This is a genomic window from Eubacterium sp. AF16-48 (genome assembly GCF_003479405.1).
Classification (GTDB): domain Bacteria; phylum Bacillota; class Clostridia; order Lachnospirales; family Lachnospiraceae; genus Eubacterium_G; species Eubacterium_G segne.
Map to the genome: position 1 here is coordinate 1 of NZ_QUHB01000013.1, position 21118 is coordinate 21118.

At 36.1% G+C, this 21118-nt stretch carries 9 protein-coding genes and 1 other annotated feature (1 of these 10 cut by a window edge); all 9 genes read left to right on the top strand.

The annotated features are described in order from the left end of the window. The first annotated feature begins 343 nt into the window (after positions 1-343). Positions 344-1483 carry a hypothetical protein gene (locus tag DWW68_RS11695; protein ID WP_118589901.1) on the top strand — a complete coding sequence of 380 codons (1140 nt, stop codon included), beginning with the start codon at positions 344-346 and terminating at the stop codon, positions 1481-1483. Positions 1484-1503: 20 nt separating this feature from the next. After that, positions 1504-2073 (top strand): hypothetical protein, encoded by a 570-nt coding sequence (locus tag DWW68_RS11700; RefSeq protein WP_118589899.1) that lies wholly within the window; start codon positions 1504-1506, stop codon positions 2071-2073. A 221-nt stretch (positions 2074-2294) separates the two neighbouring features. Next, positions 2295-5909, top strand: a complete 3615-nt coding sequence (locus DWW68_RS11705) for a CotH kinase family protein (protein WP_118589897.1) — start codon at positions 2295-2297, stop codon at positions 5907-5909. A gap of 80 nt (positions 5910-5989) precedes the next feature. Beyond that, positions 5990-9442 (top strand): glycoside hydrolase family 76 protein, encoded by a 3453-nt coding sequence (locus DWW68_RS11710; RefSeq protein ID WP_118589895.1) that lies wholly within the window; start codon positions 5990-5992, stop codon positions 9440-9442. A gap of 258 nt (positions 9443-9700) precedes the next feature. Continuing rightward, positions 9701-16528, top strand: coding sequence for a carbohydrate-binding protein (locus tag DWW68_RS11715; protein ID WP_118589893.1), 6828 nt, complete (start codon positions 9701-9703; stop codon positions 16526-16528). A gap of 21 nt (positions 16529-16549) precedes the next feature. Then, on the top strand, positions 16550-16720 hold the full coding sequence (locus tag DWW68_RS13510; RefSeq protein ID WP_158576898.1) for a hypothetical protein: 171 nt from the start codon (positions 16550-16552) through the stop codon (positions 16718-16720). 43 nt (positions 16721-16763) lie between these two features. Then, complete coding sequence (locus DWW68_RS11720; protein WP_118589891.1) at positions 16764-19019, top strand: NPCBM/NEW2 domain-containing protein; 2256 nt, start codon at positions 16764-16766, stop codon at positions 19017-19019. A 380-nt stretch (positions 19020-19399) separates the two neighbouring features. Next, a complete protein-coding gene (locus DWW68_RS13520) occupies positions 19400-19573 on the top strand; it encodes a hypothetical protein (protein WP_021951900.1) in 174 nt (57 codons plus the stop codon). A 116-nt stretch (positions 19574-19689) separates the two neighbouring features. After that, positions 19690-20478, top strand: coding sequence for a hypothetical protein (locus DWW68_RS11725; protein WP_021951901.1), 789 nt, complete (start codon positions 19690-19692; stop codon positions 20476-20478). A 602-nt stretch (positions 20479-21080) separates the two neighbouring features. Beyond that, positions 21081-21118, top strand: a binding site (T-box leader); it runs 191 nt beyond the window's last position.

The following is a 21118-nucleotide window of genomic DNA, read 5'->3' on the forward strand; positions in this document are numbered from 1 at the left end:
GTAGGAAAGAAGTCTTACACAGGAAAATGGTCAAAAGCTAAAAAGGTTAAAGTTAAATAACTGAAATAGTTTCTTTACATAAAAACGGAGGTGGGTTTCTGCCTCTGTTTTTTTGTCGGAGAAAATCTGATTAGCAGTAATTCTTTAGTGGATTTGGACAATATATATAATGATAATATGGTAAAAATATACCTTGTTATTTAAATTCCATAATGGTAGAATGAATGTGATTATTTTGAACAGATAGGAAACTAAACGAACGAAGTTCGCTTATAGACATGTTTCCGATAAAATGCCGCTGACCGGAGGGAGGAGGCACTACATATTTTACAGGAGGGAAAGAATGAGGAAGACAATTGCGATATTATGTGCAGTTACCGTATTGGCAGGTTCAATGCCGGCTATGGCAGATTATACAGCCAAAGCAGTGGAAACAGAAACTGAAACAGAATTTAATGGTGATATTATAAAGAATCCATGGGGAGAATTGTTTACGGAGACAGAAGCCCCAACTACAGAAGCCCCTACACCTGGTGAAACAACAACTTCTGGTAAGCCGGAAGTTACTACCAAGTACGATACAGATAAAATTGATCCTGGAAGTCTTACATATGAGGATTTAATATGTGCAGAAAATTCGGATTTTAAAATAGGTTATTCAATAGTAAAATCAACTATTACAGGGGCGTCATTCTGGTACGGAGATGTAGGAACAACTTTACAGATTTCATTTTATGACCCTAAGGGTGAAGGTGCCAATGCAGATGTAACAATTAATGGACAGGCTCCGGCAGATGGTGTAATTACTATGTTAGGCACAGGCATTATTAAGTTAAATCCAACATTATTACCTGATAATGCATATACAATAGTTAAGATTAAACTTGAAACAGAGGGAGAACTTATATTTGTTATTAAAAGAGGAAATCCTTCAGAGGCACCAACGGAAGCACCTACAGTAACGCCAACGGAAGCCCCAACAGTGGCACCGACGGAAGCCCCAACAGTAACGCCAACGGAAGCCCCAACAGTGGCACCGACGGAAGCACCTACAGTGGCACCGACGGAAGCCCCAACAGAGGCACCAACGGAAGCACCAACAGTAGTACCGACAGACAAACCAACGGTAGTTCCAACAAATAAGCCGACAGTAAAGCCTACACAGCAGGCAACTACTAAGAAGGTTACAGTAAAGAGAGTAAAGGTTAAATCTGCTTCAAAGAAAAAAGTATCTGCAAAAGTAAAAATATCCCTTAAGAAAGTAAAGGGAGCAAAGAAATATAAAGTACAGGTTTCAACATCAAAGAAGTTTAAAAAAGTTCTTGTAAAGAAAACTGTTAAGAAAGCAAAATTTACTATAAAAAGCAGAAAATTAAAGAATAAGAAAAAATTATATGTAAGAGCAAAAGCTGTTAAAGTTGTAAACAAAAAAGTATACACAGGAAAATGGTCAAAGGCTAAGAGAGTAAAAATTAAGAAATAAACAGGAGGATTAGTAATAGAATGAAATTGTATAAGAAAATAGCAATGTATGCATTAGTTGCAACTTTATCCTTAGGAACATTTGGAGTGTTATCTTTAAGTGCCAAAGGAGCAAATGGCGACTATGATGGAGATATAATAACAAATCCGTGGCATGAATTATTCACCACAACATCCAATACAGGAGACTTGCCGGTAGATGAAACCACAACACATAACAGAGGAGACTTACCAACAGTTGTACCTACAAAAAACAACAATCAGGCAACCACTAAAAAGAATGATACAAAAGTTAAGGTTAAGGCAACTGCTGTAAAATCAGCTAAGAAATCTAAAAAGGCAGCTAAGATTAAAATATCTCTTAAAAAAGTAAAGGGAGCAACAAAATATCAGGTTCAGATTTCAAAAAGCAAAAAATTCAAAAAAGTTGTTTTGAAGAAGACAGTAAAGAAAACAAGTTTTACACTAAAGAGCAAAAAATTAAAGAACAAAAAGAAATTGTATGTAAGAGCAAGAGCTTTGAAGAAAGTCGGAAAGAAGACATACACAAGCAAATGGTCTAAAGTGAAAAAAGTGAAAATAAAAAAGTAATGAAAATCGTACCTTGAAGTATGTTAATAACAACTACATAGAAAAAGATTATGATTGGGTAAATACAATCGTAAAATAAAGTAAAATCTCCCTTCCGAAAAAGAACAGATATTTTCGGAGGGGAAGTTTTTTTTAGAATAGGTAAGCAAATTTCATATTACATTGAGTATTAAATTGTAAAATGTTAATCTATAAAAAAGAATGTAAATAGGAGGGGGCATATGTTTAAAAAGGTTATGTCATTGCTTACTGCTGTAGCTGTTATAATAGCAGGAATACAGTTTACACCGGCTAATAAAGTCAATGCGGCGGTAACATCATCAGGGGGAAGCGGATCATGGAAATTAGTATGGTCTGAGGATTTCAACGGAAATGTAGGAAGTGGCGTTGATACTTCTGTATGGAATTATGATACCGGAAACAGCGGATGGGGAAATAACGAAATTCAGAATTACACAACAAGTACAAATAACGTTTATATTGCAGATACATCATGGGATTCGGAGTCTAGTGACGGCAGATGTCTTGCAATTAAGGCACAGAGAGAAAATGGACAGATTACATCAGGAAGACTGACAACAAAGGGAAAGCAGTTTGCAAGATACGGAAAAATTGAGTGCAAAATGCGAGTTCAAAATGGCAGTCAGTCAGGAGTGTGGCCTGCATTCTGGATGATGGGTGAAAATGGAAACTGGCCTAATTGTGGCGAAATTGACATTATGGAACACAGAAACACGGAAAACACTGCAATTGGTACATTACATTGGAATCCGGGTACTTCATTATGGGATTCATATAATCATGTGTATGCAGGAAGTGAAACAAACGGTCAGTTTGGTTACATAGGAAGTATTGAACAGTGGCACAGATATTCAGTGGAATGGTATGGAGATGTAATGAAATGGTTTGTAGATGATACATGCTATGAAACCATGAGTATTTCAAGTGCAGCAATGGAAGAATTTCAGCGAAATCATTATATTTTGTTAAACCTTGCCATTGGAGGTCCAAATACACCGTTTACCCAGTATCAGACTGTAAGTGACAGCTTTTCCAATGCGATTATGTACGTTGACTACGTAAGAGTATATCAGGGTTCAGATTCTGACTTTGTAATAAATAAAAAGACAGAAAACGTTACTCAGCCTACACAGGTAGATGACGGATACACAACATGTGCATCAGATAATACTGTAAACCTTGGAAGCTGGAATTACTATGTAGGTTCATCTTGGGCAGGAACTGCAGCAAGATATAAAGGTGGTTCAGACTTAAATGATTTTTCATTGAAAGTTACGGCAAGCGGCGGACAGGAATGGGGAATGAATGCCCATACAAAGAAATTAAGTGTTACACCGGGACACACATATTCATATAGTGTAACAGTTAATTCCAATCAGGCAGGAGCTTCGGTCTTCATGAAGGATGAAGTTGGAGATATTAATTTTGGCACAAAAACATTAGTATCAGGAGATAATGTTTATTCAGGAACATTTAAACCTACCAATGACACGGTACAGTTTATGTTTGATTTAGGAAAAGTTGCCGCAGGAACTACATTAAACTTTAAGAATGTAACTCTTACGGATACTACTCCTTCAGTAATTGAAACAACGAAAGCACCTGAACCGACAACTGTTAAGCCGGTTACAGGTGATGAAGAATGGATAACAGTAGACAATTCAAATAACATGTATTCATATGCAAGTGCAGATAACATTACTGTTGTAAATGTACAGCACCCGGGATTTGCCAATGCAGATGGAATATACATGAGTACAAAGGTAGCCATAGGTTACGTTACAATTAATGGAAATAAAGTAGGAAATGAATCAGTGGCAATTGACGGTGCAGGAGCGGTTGTATATTTAACAGCACTTTCAGGGACATCAACAGTGGCATATTATGCACAGGATGGAACTTTACTGGGAAGCGTTAACATTAAAAAGAATGAAACCGTACCTGAAACAACTGAGGCTGTAACAGAAGCTACTACAGAGAGGGAAACTCATGACATGAGTAAAGACCCGGACGATATATCAAGAATTTATGTAGTTACAGATGATGCTAATCCAACAATCACAAAGGAAAGTAAAACACCGGGTACAATAACCGTTATAGGTGGAGAAGACGGTGTGAATTCCGTAAGTGATACAGGAACAATTAAATTAAGAGGAAATTCAACATCTTTGGCAGATAAAGCCGCTTACAATATATCCTTTAGTTCTAAGCAGACATTATTTAGTGGTGCTAAGGCAGCTAAAAAGTGGTGCCTTTTGGCAAATGCATTTGATAAGACCCTTATCAGAAATAAACTTGCAATGGAACTTGGAAAAGAATTGGGAATGGTGGCAACACCGGAGGAACATTATGCAGACCTATACATTAACGGACAGCTTAAGGGAACATATCTGGTAAGTGAGCCGGCAGACAATGGAAGATCAGGAGTTTCTTATGATGAAACAAATGATAAGGAAATGATGTTTGAGTTAGAGGCTGACAGAGAAGAAGCAGGAGCTACATATTATACAACAAATCTTGGTGTAAGATTCGTAGTGGAGGATCCGGAAGGCTTAGGAACAGACACTGCTAAGTATTCAAACTGGGTGAACACATTATCAGCTTTTGAAACGGCATTAACCGATACGTCTTCAGACAAAGTGTTAGACTGCATAAATGTAGATTCATTTGTGGATATGTATATTGTAAATGAATTATTTAACACGGTTGATTTTGGTTACAGTTCAGTTAAGTTCTATACAAAGGAAGATGCAAAGGGAAATACAATTATATATGCAGGGCCTTTGTGGGATTTTGATTTGTCATCAGGAAATTCATCTGTGGAAGAATGTAGAAAGACAGATGCTTTCAGATGTCAGCAGGTAAATACGTGGTTTGGATACTTAATGAAGAATAGTACCTTTAAAAATAAGGTTATTTCAAAATTTAGGTCAATGCAGCCACAGATTCAGAATCTTTACAGCGAAAATTCTTTAGGAATTAGCAGAATAAATGCTAACTTGAATTATATGGGAAAATCAAAAGACAGAAACTATTCGGCAATAAGTGAAGGCGGTGCAGGCTGGAGCCAATCAACACCGGATTCGGCTGAATACAAATATTACCCATATGGATATAGTACATTGTCACCATACATTAATTATACATATGATGAACATGTTGAATATCTCACTAACTGGTTAGAAACAAGAAATAAATGGATGTGCAGCCAGTGGAATATTAATTATAATACAGCGGGAAGTGAAACAATCAGTACAGACATTGATATTACAGGATATCAGATGACCTCTTCATTAAACGGCATAGCAGGAAATATGGGTATGCGTGTTGTATATGAGGTAGAGCCTACAGTTAATGGAAAGGAAGTTTCCGAAAAAGGACTTATTTACGGACTGGTTTATGGAAACAATCCAATAAGTGAATCAGATTTAACATATGATTCATCCAGCGATTACGTAAAGAGATATATGGCTACCGATGCAGGAAAGTCAAGTGTTCAGTTAGGAGATTCAGAAACAGCATCATACTATGTAATGACAATGAGCTGTGATGCAGGAGATGGAACAGATAATGTAACAGCTAATGCATTTACTGCTAAATACTATGTAAGAGCATATGCAAAGTTAGCAGATGGCTCCATAGTTTACAGTAATGTGGATTCATATACTGTATACGATATTGCAGATTATATTTATCAGAATCAGTTAGTAAGCAACAAGTCTTCATATGACTATTTATATACTAAAATATTGAAATATGTAAACAGCAGTTATAAAGAGGGAGATTACGACTGGGGAAACATAGTGGTAAAATAAATGGCACACAAATAGTACATAAAGAGCTAAATACGAAGGAGGGTATTTGGCTCTTTTAAAATAAAAAAAGGAGGTACAAAATGAATAAGTTTAAGAAATTTATTTCATTATTGCTTGTTGCAACCATGATTGTTACATTTTGCCCTAATGTTAGCATAGGACAAAGTGTTGAAGTAAAAGCCGCAACTTCAGGAATAACTAATGGTGCAACTTACACAATTGTATCTGCATATAATGGAAAGGCAATAACCCAGACTGACCTTTCAACATTTTATGCAAATTGCGTAGTTTGGAATACAGATGCAATGAGTAATTTAGCAAGATGGACATTAAAGGAAACGGGAGATTATTACAATATTACCAATGCAGTATCCGGTAAGAGCATAAAAATAACCGGAAAAAATAATGGGGATAATATGGATTTAAACGGTAATGATAATTCTGATAACTACAGATGGAAACTGGTGCCTATTACATCAGGAACCTATGCAGGATGTTATTATATTGTTTCAGCGGTAAAGAATGATAGCGGTGAGGAAGAATATGCTGAAATTATTAGTGACGATGATAAAAAGGATACCGACGGTGCCCAGGTCAGATTATGGACAAAGGCAAAAAGCGTAGATTATGAGCCACGTCAGATATGGAGAATCCAGAAAAGTGACGTGGAGGATGCAACCTTTACAGAGGCAATGGCTGATAAGGCATTAGAGGCATTTAAAAATAAGTATTATGTAAAAAATTCAACCACAGGATATAACAGTTTAGGTGGCGGTTTCTGGGGAATTGCCGAAGTTATGGAAGCTATGCTTGATGGTTATGAAACTACAGGTAAATCTATTTATAAAGAAATGTTTCAAAATACATATAAAGATTTCATAGCAAGAAACGGAGATTACTGGTCAAATAATGATTTTAATGATGATATAGCCTGGGCTGTACTTGATTCAGTAAGAGCATATTTATTATTTGGAGACCAGAGTTACTTAGATATTGCAAAGAAAAACTGGGACTTTATGTATAAAAGAGGAACAGAAGGAAGAACAGACGGACTTATCAGATGGTCTCATGAAAGCGGAAGAGGTGACGGAACCACATCATGTATTAATGGTCCTGCCACAGTAGGAGCTTGTTATCTTGCAATTGCAACAGGTGATGAAAGTTACTATACCAAGGCAAAAAGCGTATTTGATGCATGGAGAAACAGTTCATTGTATGTAAGAGAAGGTGATGATGCAGGACATGTATGGGATAGTCCAGGAAACAACTGGCGTTCTACATATAATCAGGGAACTTTCCTTGGAGCTGCAATTATGCTTTATGAAAAATATGGAACACAGCAGTATTATGATGATGCATGTAATGTAATGGCAAATACGGTAAAAGGCCTTTGTTACAATAATATTCTTAAGGAAGAGAACACAAACTCCGGTGACCTTTCAGGTATGCGTGGTATCCTTATGAGATATATGAGAAAGTTCATTGTAGATTTTAATAAAGGCGAGTATCTTTCATTCTTTAAGGACAATGCAAAAGTAGCATGGATGAATAGTAATTCAAAGGGAATTATGCAGTGTTCATGGCAGAAAAAGGCAGCAGAAGATGCTACATGGGATTCTTTTGCAGCATATAATGCTATTTCACTTATGGCAAATATTCCTACATATGCAGATAGTTTAGAGAGAGATGCATATTCAAATATTGAAGCGGAAGATTTGGATTACTGTAAGGGACTTATTTCAGAAAATTCCAGTGGAACTAGTGGTGGCAGAAGTTTAGGAGGCGTAATGAACGGAAACTATGCTGCTTACTATAACATTGATTTTGGAGATGCAGGAGCATCAAAGTTGACTTTCAAGTATTCAAGAAGTACCGAAAAAGAAGGTGCAAATGGAACCATTGAATTTAGACTGGGAAGTACAACAGGTCCTCTTATAGCAAAGGCAAGTATTGAAAATACGGGAACATGGCAGAATTGGAAAGAAGTTACAATTGATACGGCACGTATTACAGGAGTACAAAATGTATATGTAGTATTTAAGGCGGATACTACTCATGTTTGCAATTTTGACTATTTTAAATTTGCAAAGGCAACAAATGATGACCAGGGATACTTTTTCTTAAAGTCAGATTCATCTAATCAGTATGCAAAGTGTAAAAATGGAAGCAGCGATACAACAATTGTGGCGTCCAGCGACAAGAGAGATGAAGGGGAACAGTTTAAGATAATTAAGAACAGTGACGGAACAGTTTCCTTTAAGTCATTAATATCCGGAAAATATATATGCATGGTAAGTGAAGGTTCATATCTTACTGCAAGTACATCAGCAATTTATAACGGAGAAAAGTTCGTTATAGAAAGATATGCATCAGATACAAGTAAGAGTAAACAGTTTGCCATTAAATCCATTGCCAATGGAAAATATCTGGCAGTTGATCCAAGTGGAGATAAGGCAATTCTTTCAACTTCCGACAGTATAGGAGGTTCATGGGAGACATTCCATATGGAAACTGTAAACGGTGAATGGATAGTACCGGATGGAACTATTTTGGTAGACAGCGCATATAAAGATGCATTCTCAAAAATAGAAGCTGAGAAAACAGACGATTTCAACGGAACAATTAATTATGATACATACCTTGGAAATACCAATGATGGAGAGTGGGCAAGATACGATAGTGTAAGATTTACTAAAACTGCAAAGAGCATCATAATGAGATATTCAGTAAGAGGTAAGATTGCTACCGGAAAGGTTTCATTGTATTTAGACAGTTTAGACGGAACACCTGTCGGTGAATTTTATCTTACAGAAACAGCTGAGGACAGTTGGGATGCATATGTTGAAAAACAGTTTGCGCTGAAAACTGAAATAAGCGCCGGAGTACATAATGTATATCTTAAATTTACACCGGACAGTGGAAAGACACATGTAGGAAATATTGACTATTTCTTATTTAGCGATGAAGCTTATGTGGAACCGACTATGGAAAGTGGAAGCATTAAAATAGAAGGATATCAGATAAGTGCTACCCGCAAAGGCAGCAGGGTTGTCGGTTCAGTAGAACCGACAATAGACGGAAAGAATGTTGTAGGATGGGGATTAATTTACGGAGTAAATAAAGCAGGTGGAAACACCTTTAATATCTCTGATGATGATATGCGTGTAAACAGTGACAGTAAGTATGTTGCAGCTTTAGATTCCACATCGCAGGGAACAACAGATACTGTATTTGGAAGCTCAGACACAGCTACATATTTTGTAAGGACAACGTTATTTGGTTCATTTACTTCGGTAGAGTATTCGGCAGAATACAAAATCAGAGCCTATGCAAAATTGTCAGACGGAACTTACAGATACAGCACTGTTAAGAGTTATTCAGTATATGATATTGCAGATGTTTTGTATAAGAATGTTAAGATGAATACAATCACTGCACATGAGTATCTTTACAACAGCATTTTGAAAGTTGTAAATCCAAATTATGCTGAGGTTGATTACAGCTGGGGAAATGATTTAGTAGGAACAAATTAAAATTTAATATAATTTAATGAAGCTGCCATACGGGATAACATCAAAGCCGGTATGGCAGTTTTTTTCTGATTTAGTTTACAAACTATCTTAATAGAGTTGAACGTTAAACCTAAAAAACGAATAAAAACACATAAAAAAAAGGACACCTGAAATAAAAAAATGTCACTCTAAATAATAAAAAATTAAGTTTATAATTAACATGTATAAATGTTTGCCATAGGCAGATAACAAATTTGGATCATTAAAGGAGGGAAAAAAGTGAAAGGATTAAAAAGGGTAAAAACATTTTTAACGTTGTTCCTTTCAGTCTGTATGGTATTCACATCAGTAACACCAACAGATTTAACTAAAGTCTTTGCAGAAGATGTAAAGACCACAGTGTATTTTTACAATGCTTCAAATTGGAGTGGAGTAGGAATACATGGGTACAATGACAGTGTAAGCGGTCAGTACACAGGAGACTGGAACACGACATTTATGGAAAAGGATGGAGATACAGGCTGGTATAAATATGAAATTAATGCAGATGTATCTAAAAATTATATTGATGTTATATTCTTTGATAAGGGTGACCCGGAAGGAGATCATGCTACACATAGAAGCCTATGTAAGGTAAATGACAGAGAGTATGTTTATTTTTCCATGAATGGTGCCAAGTATTGTTCTAAGCTTGCAACAGAGGTGGCTTTAGGAAAGGTAGGAAGTTCCAAGGTTAAGAATGCTTTTTCAGGAACAAAAATAGCAGGTAATGTTATTGAGGCAGAGGACAATGACGATAAACATGCAGATATTAATAATGAAACAAACACAGATTACGGTCAAAGTGGTACAGGAAATATAGCCCATGTAAATGACGGAACCTGGACTATGTATAATGTTAACTTTAACCGTGCAGCTTCAAAGTTTACAATAAGATATTCTGCAAAAAGTACAGTTGCAGGGGGAACTGTCAATGTATATTTAGACAGTATGGACAGCACACCTGTGGCAACTGTTGAAGTAACAGAGACAGGCTCAGAATGGAGTAATTTTGTATATAAAACAGTAGATGCCAACATACCGTCAGGTATTCATCAGGTGTACCTTAAATATTCCACATCTAAGGACTGGTGTGCTAATGTAGATTGTTTTTATTTTGAATCACCTTATGTGGATGCAGTAGGAACTCATGAAATAGAAAATGCTCATGAGACAATTTTAGGTCCGGCTAATGGCAGGGAAGTAAGTAGTAGTGGTAATTTCTCAAATGGAGCAGCCATTGGAGGTTTAAATACATGGGAGGCAGATGGCAGAGCCTACACTACCACATATGTTAATGCCAAAAATGCAGGTACATACACATTTAAATTAAAGTATTCATTAGAATGTGGAAAGGACACAAGAATTGATTATAGGATAAATGGTGATACTGACAGAGATTGGAGATCATGGACTTTAAAAGACCACAGTTCTTCATGGGATGAGGTAAAGGAATTTACAACTACGGTTTCACTTAAAAAGGGAATAAATGCCATTGATATTACAGGAGCCGTTAATACCGGTACTGATTGGAAATGGGTACGTTTAGATAACTTTGAACTTTCATATGTTTCTGAAAATAATTACAGCAAAAAAGCTTTCAGTTCAAGGGAAAATGTAGAATTAAACGGAGTACAGTTAGATGCAGGCCCTAAATCCTCAGGCAACATTGGAGGAGATGAAGGGGGAAAACTTACAGGTATAAAAGGCGAAGGATATGCAGAATATGATGTATATTTTGACAGAAAGGCATCAGGAGTAACCCTGTCATATTCTGTTGCAACGGATTGTGGTGGAACTGTTGAAATGTATGTGGATTCCATGAGTGGAGCACCGGTTACAACCTTTGACTGTAACGACACTACAGGAGGTTGGAGCGCTTATGTAACCAAAACGGTGGATGTAAATATACCTGATGGAAACCATAAAATTTACTTTAAGGTAATACCTAGAATTGCCAACAGTTATTCAGTAAACCTGGGATGGTTTAAGTTTGCATATACTCCGGAAGAAATGAATATAAGACATGAAGCAGAAAATGCCCATGCATATACTAAAGGTTCGGCATCAGGTGAATATAGCCTTGAAGTATTTTCAAATTATTCAGGAAAAACAGCTATAGGTGGCATGAATACATGGCCAAAGGACGGACGTGCATATCTTACACAGTATGTAAATGTAAAAGAAGATGGTTGTTATAACATAGTTGTGGGATACGCAAATGGTGGAGAATACGATACCAACATTGATGTTCGTGTAAACAGTTCTGATGATAGTGCATGGAAAAGTATTTCTGCACCAAAGACAGGTGGCTGGAACAGTGTAGGTGAAATAAAAGCAACTGTAGAATTAAAAGCAGGAGTTAATTATATTGATATTACCGGTGCTTCAAATATCTTGTACAACAAAGATAATGCATGGCAGCAGGTAAATATTGATTACTTTGACATAGAGGATGACAACATTGCCAAAGGAAAAAAGGCATACGCTGAAAGTGAACAAAAAGAGGGCGAAACAGTTTATCCGGCAGATAATGCAGTTGATGGAGACAGTTCTACAAGATGGGCAAATAATAACGAAGGCGGATGGATTTATGTAGATTTAGAAAGCCTTTATGAAATAGAACGTGTAGAGGTATTGTTTGAAACAGCATATGCAAAGAGTTTTGAAATACAGACTTCAAAGGATGGAAAAACATGGGTTACATCAAAAACAGTTTCATCGGAGGATTTTATAGGGGATAAAAATATTAAAAATGACGGGACTTATAATGGAAAAGTATTGTACACATCAAAAGACACATGCCTTGGAAAGGCAAGATATGTAAGAATTAAAGCTAATGAAATGAATTCTTATCATAAGAAAATGTCTATATATGAGTTAAAGGTATATGGTACAAAAGTTCCGGGTTATCTGACAGATGTGGCAGTAAATAAGGATATAACATGTGATAGTGCAAGTACCGTAAATCCTGCAAAGTATGCTACAGATGGAAAAGATACAACTAAATGGACAGCAGGCAGCACACACCCTGAATATACAATTGATTTAGGCAGGGAATATGGATTACGCAGTATAGATTTAAAGTATTCTAATGCTTATGCTAAGTCATTTAAAATTGCAACATCTAATGATGGAACAAATTGGAAGGATTTAAAAAATGTTTCTCAATGGACTGAGCCGGGTAGTGCATCAGGATTAGGTGGAGACAAGATATTAGGATATAGTTTTCATTTTGATGAGGTTAAAGCACGGTATGTTAAACTGTACGTTGATGAATGTGCAGACACCTCCCTTGGAATATCATTATATGAATTTGAAGTTTGGGCTAAGGATAATCAGAAGTCTGATTATTGGAATGAAGTAGGCAGCAAATCCCTTGGTGTTTACCCTGTATCAAAATTACAGGATACAAAATACGAAAATTCAGTAAGTGATACATATCCTTTAGGCGTTATAGATTCATCCCTTGTAACAGGAGATATCCTGTTATCAGGTGACACATATGAGGTTGTGTATGATTCAGGCAACAGAAATGTGTTCTTCTATGTTAATCCAAGAGACATAAACGTAGATTACGACAAGCAGGAAGTATTCTGGTCTAATGGTAATAGCGGAGCATCTCTGTGGGGAGCTGACAACCACGATGAAAATATTGCAAAATATATTGCAAAACAACAGGCAACGGTACAATATCAGTTACCGGAAAATTTGGATTTTGGTGACAGTGATTATGTAACTACACAGATTGGATGCAGAATATATAATCGTTCGGATATTGGAACTGACGGATATCCTGTAAGTGGAGCAAAACCGGTATTTTCAATAAAATTTAATCTTAAAATACTAAACTCCCATGGAATTTACATTGAGGATTCAATTATGAAAAATGGTACCCTTAATGTAAAGAATGCAGGTTCAGATACAACTTATTCATGGGAAAAAAGTGAAGATGGTAAAAATTGGCAGACAGTATCAGAAAAGAGAAAAGATGTACAGGTTATAAGTAATAATGGAGCGAGGGTAAATGTTGCTGATGACTTAGGTGGAGGATACTACTATAGAGTTAAAGCCGAAAATGGCAAGTGGTCACAGCCTTATCATGTTCAGTATTATAACGATGTTCAAAACGGTGATTTTGAGTTTCCTGCAATGTTTTCACATGATGAGGAAAAAGATAAGTCAATGGATGCAAGATTCCCATATAACTCAAATGGTGATGAGCAGCAGTATCCTAACGGATTTGACGGATTATTCTGGAAAACAACAGGACCGGGATATTACAACACCCGTAACCGCCATAAAACAACTCATGATATTGAAATTGTAAATGGAAGAAACTTAAGAACTGACAGTGAGACAAAACAGCAGGTCGGATTCTCGGTTTCACAAAAAGATATGTATGGTGATAATTCCCATGGCGACCAGTTCGCAGAATTAAACTGTGAGGAACAGGGAGCATTATATCAGGATATACTTACAACACCGGGTTCAGAATGTTACTGGGATTTAGACCATGCAGCAAGAAGGGTATCAAATGGAGCAACAAACTCCATGCTTGTTGTGGCAATGTCTACTAATGATGCCTTAAATTACACAAAGGATACTGAAATTGAAAAAATTGTTACTGCTGCTACAAATCAGGGAGTTACAGATGCAGTATCAACTGAATACGAGAACGGAAAGGTAATTACTTTAGATAATGGAGTACAGGCTACAGTTTGGAAAGTTACCAGCACCGCTACAGCAGGTGAGTGGAAACATAATAGTGGTAAATATACAGTACCTGTTGCTGACAAGAACTATTTAACAAGATTTTTCTTTGTATCTATTGATGGTACAGATGGAAACAGAACAATAGGTAACCTTCTTGACAATGTAACTTTTGAACAGAAGAAGCAGTACAAGATTAAGTATGTTGTAAACGGGGAAGAAGTATATACAACAACAGGTATTGTTGCCCCTTATGACAGAGTAGACATACCGGATACTCTTCCGGAAGATGTTAAGGATAGTGATGGAAATCACATTAATCTTTCAGAATACACGTTAAAAGAAAGCAACATATTAAAATATAAGAGGGATTCAGAAGGAAACATTATATATGATGGAACAACTCCTCGTACAGAAGAAAAGGGATATTACATTGATAATAATGACAGAAGATTTACTGTAGCGTATGACCATGATACATTAATTCTTTACTATCAAAGTGGAATAGTTACCCTTACCAAAAGAGTGGAGGGACTGACGGAAATACCTGATGATTATAAGGTAAAACTTACCGTAAAAGATGGAGATACTGAAAAGTATTCAAAGACTTTTGCAAAAAGTGATTTTACTGCAATTGATAATGCAGACGGTGAGACATCAGATAGTTTCTTTGCAACAGTTTCTTTTGAAGCAGCAGGTGTTTTAGATTCAGGAAAGACATATACGGTAACAGAGGAAGAGGTTAAAACGATGATTGGAACTTCATTCTATCTGTCACAGGTAACAGCCGGAAAAACAGTGAATAGTGTTCCTGTTTCTAAATTATCAGAAACCTCTGTTTCATATAGTGGTACAGCTTTTGTATATAACCCAAATACTGATAACAGCGAGTTATTTGTAAATACATATAAGCCAACCCACAAAGTAACCATTGAGAAGAAGGTTGCAGGAAATATGGGGGAACAGGAAAAGCTATCAAAGAGTTTTAGCTTTACGGCAGGTATTGCATTAGGAATGGAAAGCGTAAATGCTGTATTGTGTACAGATACTTCTGTTACAAACAGTGAAAAAGGAAAGTACAAATTTAGCTTGAAAGATGGAGAAAGTATTTCATTTATTGTATATGACGGATGTGCCATAACAGTTACTGAAACGAAAGAGGAATGGTATTCTACTACTTATACAGTGGGTGGAGTGGATACTTCAATAAATAAAGAAGCTAAGGTTGAAGATAATTTCGACCCATTAGTGACAACAAATGCAATTAATAAAGATGTAAATATCTTATGTACAAATACAAGTGAAGACTTAGGTGATGTAGAAGTACAGGGATATCAGATGAACGTCAGCAATGTAAAGGGAGCACCGGCTGAGTTCTCGCCATCATTCAGAGTTGTTTGCCGTGTAAGCAAAAATACAATTAAGAGAAGAAAAGTTGTAAAGGCAGGAGTTATTTTTGGAACAGCCAACGCAGTGGGAACAGGAGCAGATGCAGTTAAGAATCTGACGATTCCTAAATCCTCAAATCTGAACAATGACGGAACAGCAGGAGCAGAAAAGGACGGTGTAGATGGAAAAATAAAGGATAATATATATTATCACGAAGAGACCACAGGTGGATATTATGGAGACTGGACAACAAGAGAGGACGACCCACATCCATATACACATTGGAATTATTATGCTCTTACTTTCTATGCTACATCCTATATGTATGGAATGTTGACACAGAATTTAACATACCGTGCATATGCAGTTGTAGAGGGAACGGCAGATAATTATGATTATCAGGAAGATGGCAAATACTATAAGTATGAGTATGGCAATGACATATATACAATTAATATGTACGAAATTGCCCGGAACCTTTATGAGAATCAGAAAATGAGTACACAGACTGCTCATAACTATCTGTACAATAACGTTCTTAACATAGTAAATATGGACAAAAACAGATTACAAATTGCCAATGCCATGATGGTTAAACTTAATATTAAATCTAAAGGTCATGATTATAATCTTGTAAATGCATGCTACAAAAGTATGTATGATTATGTACATTGTCTTGGAGGATATAAGTATAGTCAGAGGGAAAGTTCAGTGCCAAATAAAGATTTTGCCATGAAGAAGTACAATACAGACGGAAGTATTGGTGATTATAATAAAGAGCTTCTTGAAAGGTTAAATACGGCTTCAGGCACAAAATATGATACTCTGTCCCAGTGGATTTACTACGAAGTTGAAAAAACAGAGGTAAACAAATCACCGGGCAAATACTATACAGGATACTACAGAATGTCACAATATTCCTGGAACAACGGAATAATAACAGATTATGATGTGGATGAAGAGTAATCAGATACGGAGGTAGTAAAAATGAGAAAATTATACGAAACACCTGAAATCCTGGTTACCAAGTTTGATGTTAATAAAAGGGTTATGGTGGAATTAGAAACAGGAAACGAAAAGCCGGGAGACAGATGGAATGCCGGAGTGGATATAATAAGTGGTAATTACGTTCCTCCGGACTTAGATTTGCTTGGTTAGTGCGGTTTTTAGCATATAAGACGTATAGGAAAGTGAGATAAATATGAAAGTAATATATAAAAAAATAATTGCATTTATCTGTGTGCTATCAATGATTGTATCAACTTTTGCAATGAATCCCGGTACTGTAAGTGCAGGTACTGATGAAGACGGATTCACTCAGCTTTCAACAACAAAAAACGTTGAACAGGCATTGGGAAAATGGTCAAAGATATATAAGGCAAGTACATGGGCACAGCCTACAGATGTATCCATAAAAGGAGAAGGAGCTTCTTTTGATGATTTAGCAATCAAAATTAACTCCTCAAATGGGGCTACAACAGGTGATGATAGGTGGGCAATACAGGTACACTATCCTGTGTCAGGACTTGACCCGGCAAAAACATATAAATGTACCATAAAGTACACATCAACAAAGGCAGGAAATATGTTATATAAACCTGATGGAATAGCAGGTAGGAATGATAATATTTATCCGGCAGTTGAAGGTGAAAACACTATAACAGATACAATTACGGGAGTGACAGGTTTTACGGCGGTGTTTGCATTATGTGGTATGCCGAATGGATGTATAGTGGATTTTACATCAATTTCAGTTGTAGAGGAAAGTGAAGAAACAACTACAGTTTCGGAACCGGTTACAACGCCGGAAATTAAAGACGGAACAGAATTGCTTAAGGACACGGAATTTGAGGAAGGCAATGTTACTCATTGGGATGAATATGGTGGAAATAAATACACTAATCAGGGCAATGGAAAGTTAAAAGTTGAAATTCCGGCTTATGAAAGTGGTGATAACTGGGCAACACAGTTAGTTCAGAAGAATATTCAGTTGTATGAAGGTAAATGGTATGTGGCGCAATTTAAAATCACTTCTGATGTGGATAAGTCATTTCAGCTTTTGATTCAGAGTGATGGAAACAATGGTGGTGACTGGACAGTATTTGCTAAGGAGGATGTTGATGTTTCGGCAGGGGAAACTAAAACAGTTCAGATACAGTTTCAGGCAAATCAGAGCACAGCAGCTAATGTATTGTACGGAATAATGATGGGTTACATTAATGGTGCCAGTAAAGCAGCCAATGTTACAATTGAGAATGTAAGCCTTAAGGTGTATAACGATGAACAGCAAATTAGCGGAACACAAACTGTTTTACTTGCCAGTGATGATGTTTCAGTATCAGGCTTTCAGATGAAAACTAACTGGTCTGAGGAAGATGAAAATCAGGGATTAGTGGGATTTAGAACAGTATGTAAGGCACCAAACATTGGCGGTAGAATTACAGTTGGAAAGGTTTCCTACACAGTTGCTAAATTTGGAACTCTTTATACAATAGAGCCGGACCAGGGTATTCCTGATGGAACATCCTTTACAGCTTCAGGAACATTATTAAAAAGTTACAATTTAAATGATGAAACAGCAGAAACTGTTAATCCTTTTACTCTTGCAGCTACAGCTACGGAAAATGCCATTAAGGAGAAGGACGATACATATTCATCATATGTACAGACAATGCAGGATACAATTGATAACCTTCACCCGGGAAATAAAATACATGTAAGAGCTTTTGTGGTAACAACAGGTGGAACAATAATTTACAGTACAAAATCTGTTTCTACATGTATTGCAAGGGTGGCATCATACATGTATCAAAAGAGTCTGGCATCTAATTACAGAGGCCATGAATATCTTTATAAAAGTATTCTAAACGTAGCACAGTTTGTTCCGGCAGAAAAGTATACGGGATATTTTACAACTAAAGGTAATCCATATTACAGAGATTCTAAGGTTGTGTATGGATGGAATGACAATCTGTATACACCGGATGGTGACGATTATATGAATATAAAACCGGATGTATTTTTGGGAAAAGACTATCTAAGTGCTACTACAGGCTATAGTGGTGATCCGGCTAGTGTAAATAAAAATACCAGAGGTGGGGTTATAAGCATTTCAGGTGTTAAATATGATAATGGTATTTCCACAAATGCCAATGGTTACTTTGAATATAGCGTTCCTAAGAATGCAAAATACTTTATGGGAATTGCAGGTATAGATGATAGTGTGGTAAGTGATGCTAACTATGGCAAGGCATCAGTTAAATGTGAAGTATCTTTTGACGGTTCTACTGCAATAACTACAGGTGTATTAACCTACGGAAAGTCACAATACATTAAAGTGGAAGTTCCACAGGGTGCCACTAAGGTGACAATTAAATTTAATGATGCAGGAGATGGAATCACCTGCGACAGAGCTTCCATGGGAAATGCCGGATGGTTGGTTGATAAAAACTATTAGGAGTAAACTACTAAATATACTAATTGGGTAAATACTCTTACAAATTTTGAAACAGCACTGAAAAATACATCTTCAGATGACGCTCTTAAATATATTGATACAGATTCCTTTGTGGATATGTATATAGTTAATGAGTTGTTTAAAACCGTGGATTTTGGCTATAGTTCAGTTAAATTCTATACGAAAAAGGATTCATCAGGAAATGAATGGATATGTTCTCAGTGGAATATAAACTAAAAAGTTAAAAAGAAAGCGCATTGGACTTTTACGAGGCCGGTGCGTTTTTTTGATTTAAAAAGCAAAAAAATAAAAATGTTTCCGACGAGTTGCCGCTGACCGAAGGGAGGGGGCGGTACATAGTATGATAGGAGAATGATATTATGAAACGTAATAAATATGAAACACCGGAAATTGTTGTCAATAGATTTGATGTTAATACAAGAACCATGGTAGATATAATTGATGGTGATGTTGTTACAAAATCAGATCAGGATTTGTCAATTCCGGAAGTTACCACATTACCTAACTTACCACATTCAGGTGGAGGAATGTAATAAACTAAAATATTTTAGTGATATATAATATATAACAGGCAATTAGATTACGCATCGATGTTTTTATTAATGTCGGTGCGCAATTTGTAAAAACAGGATTTATGAAAGGATAAAGTATGTTAAAGAAAGCGGGAAATATTTTTATTATATTAGCATTTATTGCTTTAGGTGGAATTATGGGAAATTGTGTAAAGGCAGAGGAAACCCTTATAAGCTCTAAAGTAGGAATAACCGGTTTTCAAATAAGAATGTCTAACAATACAGATGAGTTAAACATTGCTTTCAGGGTAGTGGGAAATGCACCGAACAAGGGAAGTATTATAACTTTAAATGGTGTGGATTACAAAGTAAAGGAATATGGAACCATATACACACTTGACCCTAATACAACAGGCTACGAAAGTAAAGATAAGTTAAATAATACATATACATTACTTGACCCTACGGATTATTCATCCCTTAATATGGGCTTTAGGTACAGAGGAATAAAAAAATATAATTTTAATGGAAATAATTTAAGTCCTACATTTGGGTATATGGAGGAAAAAGGAATAGCCATAAACTGGAATATTGATGATAAAGAAAATACATATTATGTGCGTACAATGGAAATGATGAATGATTTTGTGGCTAACAGTATTCATATAAGAACCTTTGTTACGGCAGAATATAATACCGATGGCGAAGCTAAAACAGCTATTATATACAGCGAAAACGTACGTTCCATATCAGTAGCACAAATAGCAAATTATTTCTATTTAAATAACATGGCAAATAATCAAAATCAGCATAATTACATATACAATAACATACTTCATAATACAGAAGTTTTAAGCAGGAAAAATCCTTATTATTTAAAGCAACCTGTGGAATATGGCTGGAATGGGGGAGTTGTAAATCCTTAAGGGGAAATAAGATTTTGGTTAAGAGTTATGTGTATGTTCAGGTGGGCTTAAGATTATATGGGCAAATCTTTATGAAAATTACCAGAAAATGTTTATGAAATCAATGATTTCCTGGCTCAATTCACTGATTACAGCCTGTGAAGTGTCGATTCCTACCGGGAATTTTTTATGAAATCAATGATTTCCTGGCTCAATTCACTGATTACAGCCTGTGAAGAAGCGACTTCTACCGGGAATTTTTCATGAAATCAATGATTTCCTGGCTCAATTCACTGATTACAGCCTGTGAAGAAGCGACTTCTACCGGGAATTTTTCATGAAATCAATGATTTCCTGGCTCAATTCACTGATTACAGCCTGTGAAGAAGCGACTTCTACCGGGAATTTTTCATGAAATCAATGATTTCCTGGCTCAATTCACTGATTACAGCCTGTGAAGTATCGATTCCTACCGGGACATTTACGAAAAATCACTTTTTCCCGGTTTGCTGCATTATTTATTATGTGGGTGTTTTAATTGTTTGATATATATAATAAATTATATTACTATATGGTTGACAACCATCAAACTTTATCATAAAATAAAGTTTGATATATGAATAAAAAAGACTTTGATAGAGACAGTAATTTATCAGTAAAA

Excerpts from the sequence above, each read along its gene's own strand:
- DWW68_RS11695 (WP_118589901.1), top strand. The coding sequence starts at position 344 with ATGAGGAAGACAATTGCGATATTATGTGCAGTTACCGTATTGGCAGGT.
- DWW68_RS11700 (WP_118589899.1), top strand. The coding sequence starts at position 1,504 with ATGAAATTGTATAAGAAAATAGCAATGTATGCATTAGTTGCAACTTTA.
- DWW68_RS11705 (WP_118589897.1), top strand. The coding sequence starts at position 2,295 with ATGTTTAAAAAGGTTATGTCATTGCTTACTGCTGTAGCTGTTATAATA.
- DWW68_RS11710 (WP_118589895.1), top strand. The coding sequence starts at position 5,990 with ATGAATAAGTTTAAGAAATTTATTTCATTATTGCTTGTTGCAACCATG.
- DWW68_RS13510 (WP_158576898.1), top strand. The coding sequence starts at position 16,550 with ATGAGAAAATTATACGAAACACCTGAAATCCTGGTTACCAAGTTTGAT.
- DWW68_RS11720 (WP_118589891.1), top strand. The coding sequence starts at position 16,764 with ATGAAAGTAATATATAAAAAAATAATTGCATTTATCTGTGTGCTATCA.
- DWW68_RS13520 (WP_021951900.1), top strand. The coding sequence starts at position 19,400 with ATGAAACGTAATAAATATGAAACACCGGAAATTGTTGTCAATAGATTT.
- DWW68_RS11725 (WP_021951901.1), top strand. The coding sequence starts at position 19,690 with ATGTTAAAGAAAGCGGGAAATATTTTTATTATATTAGCATTTATTGCT.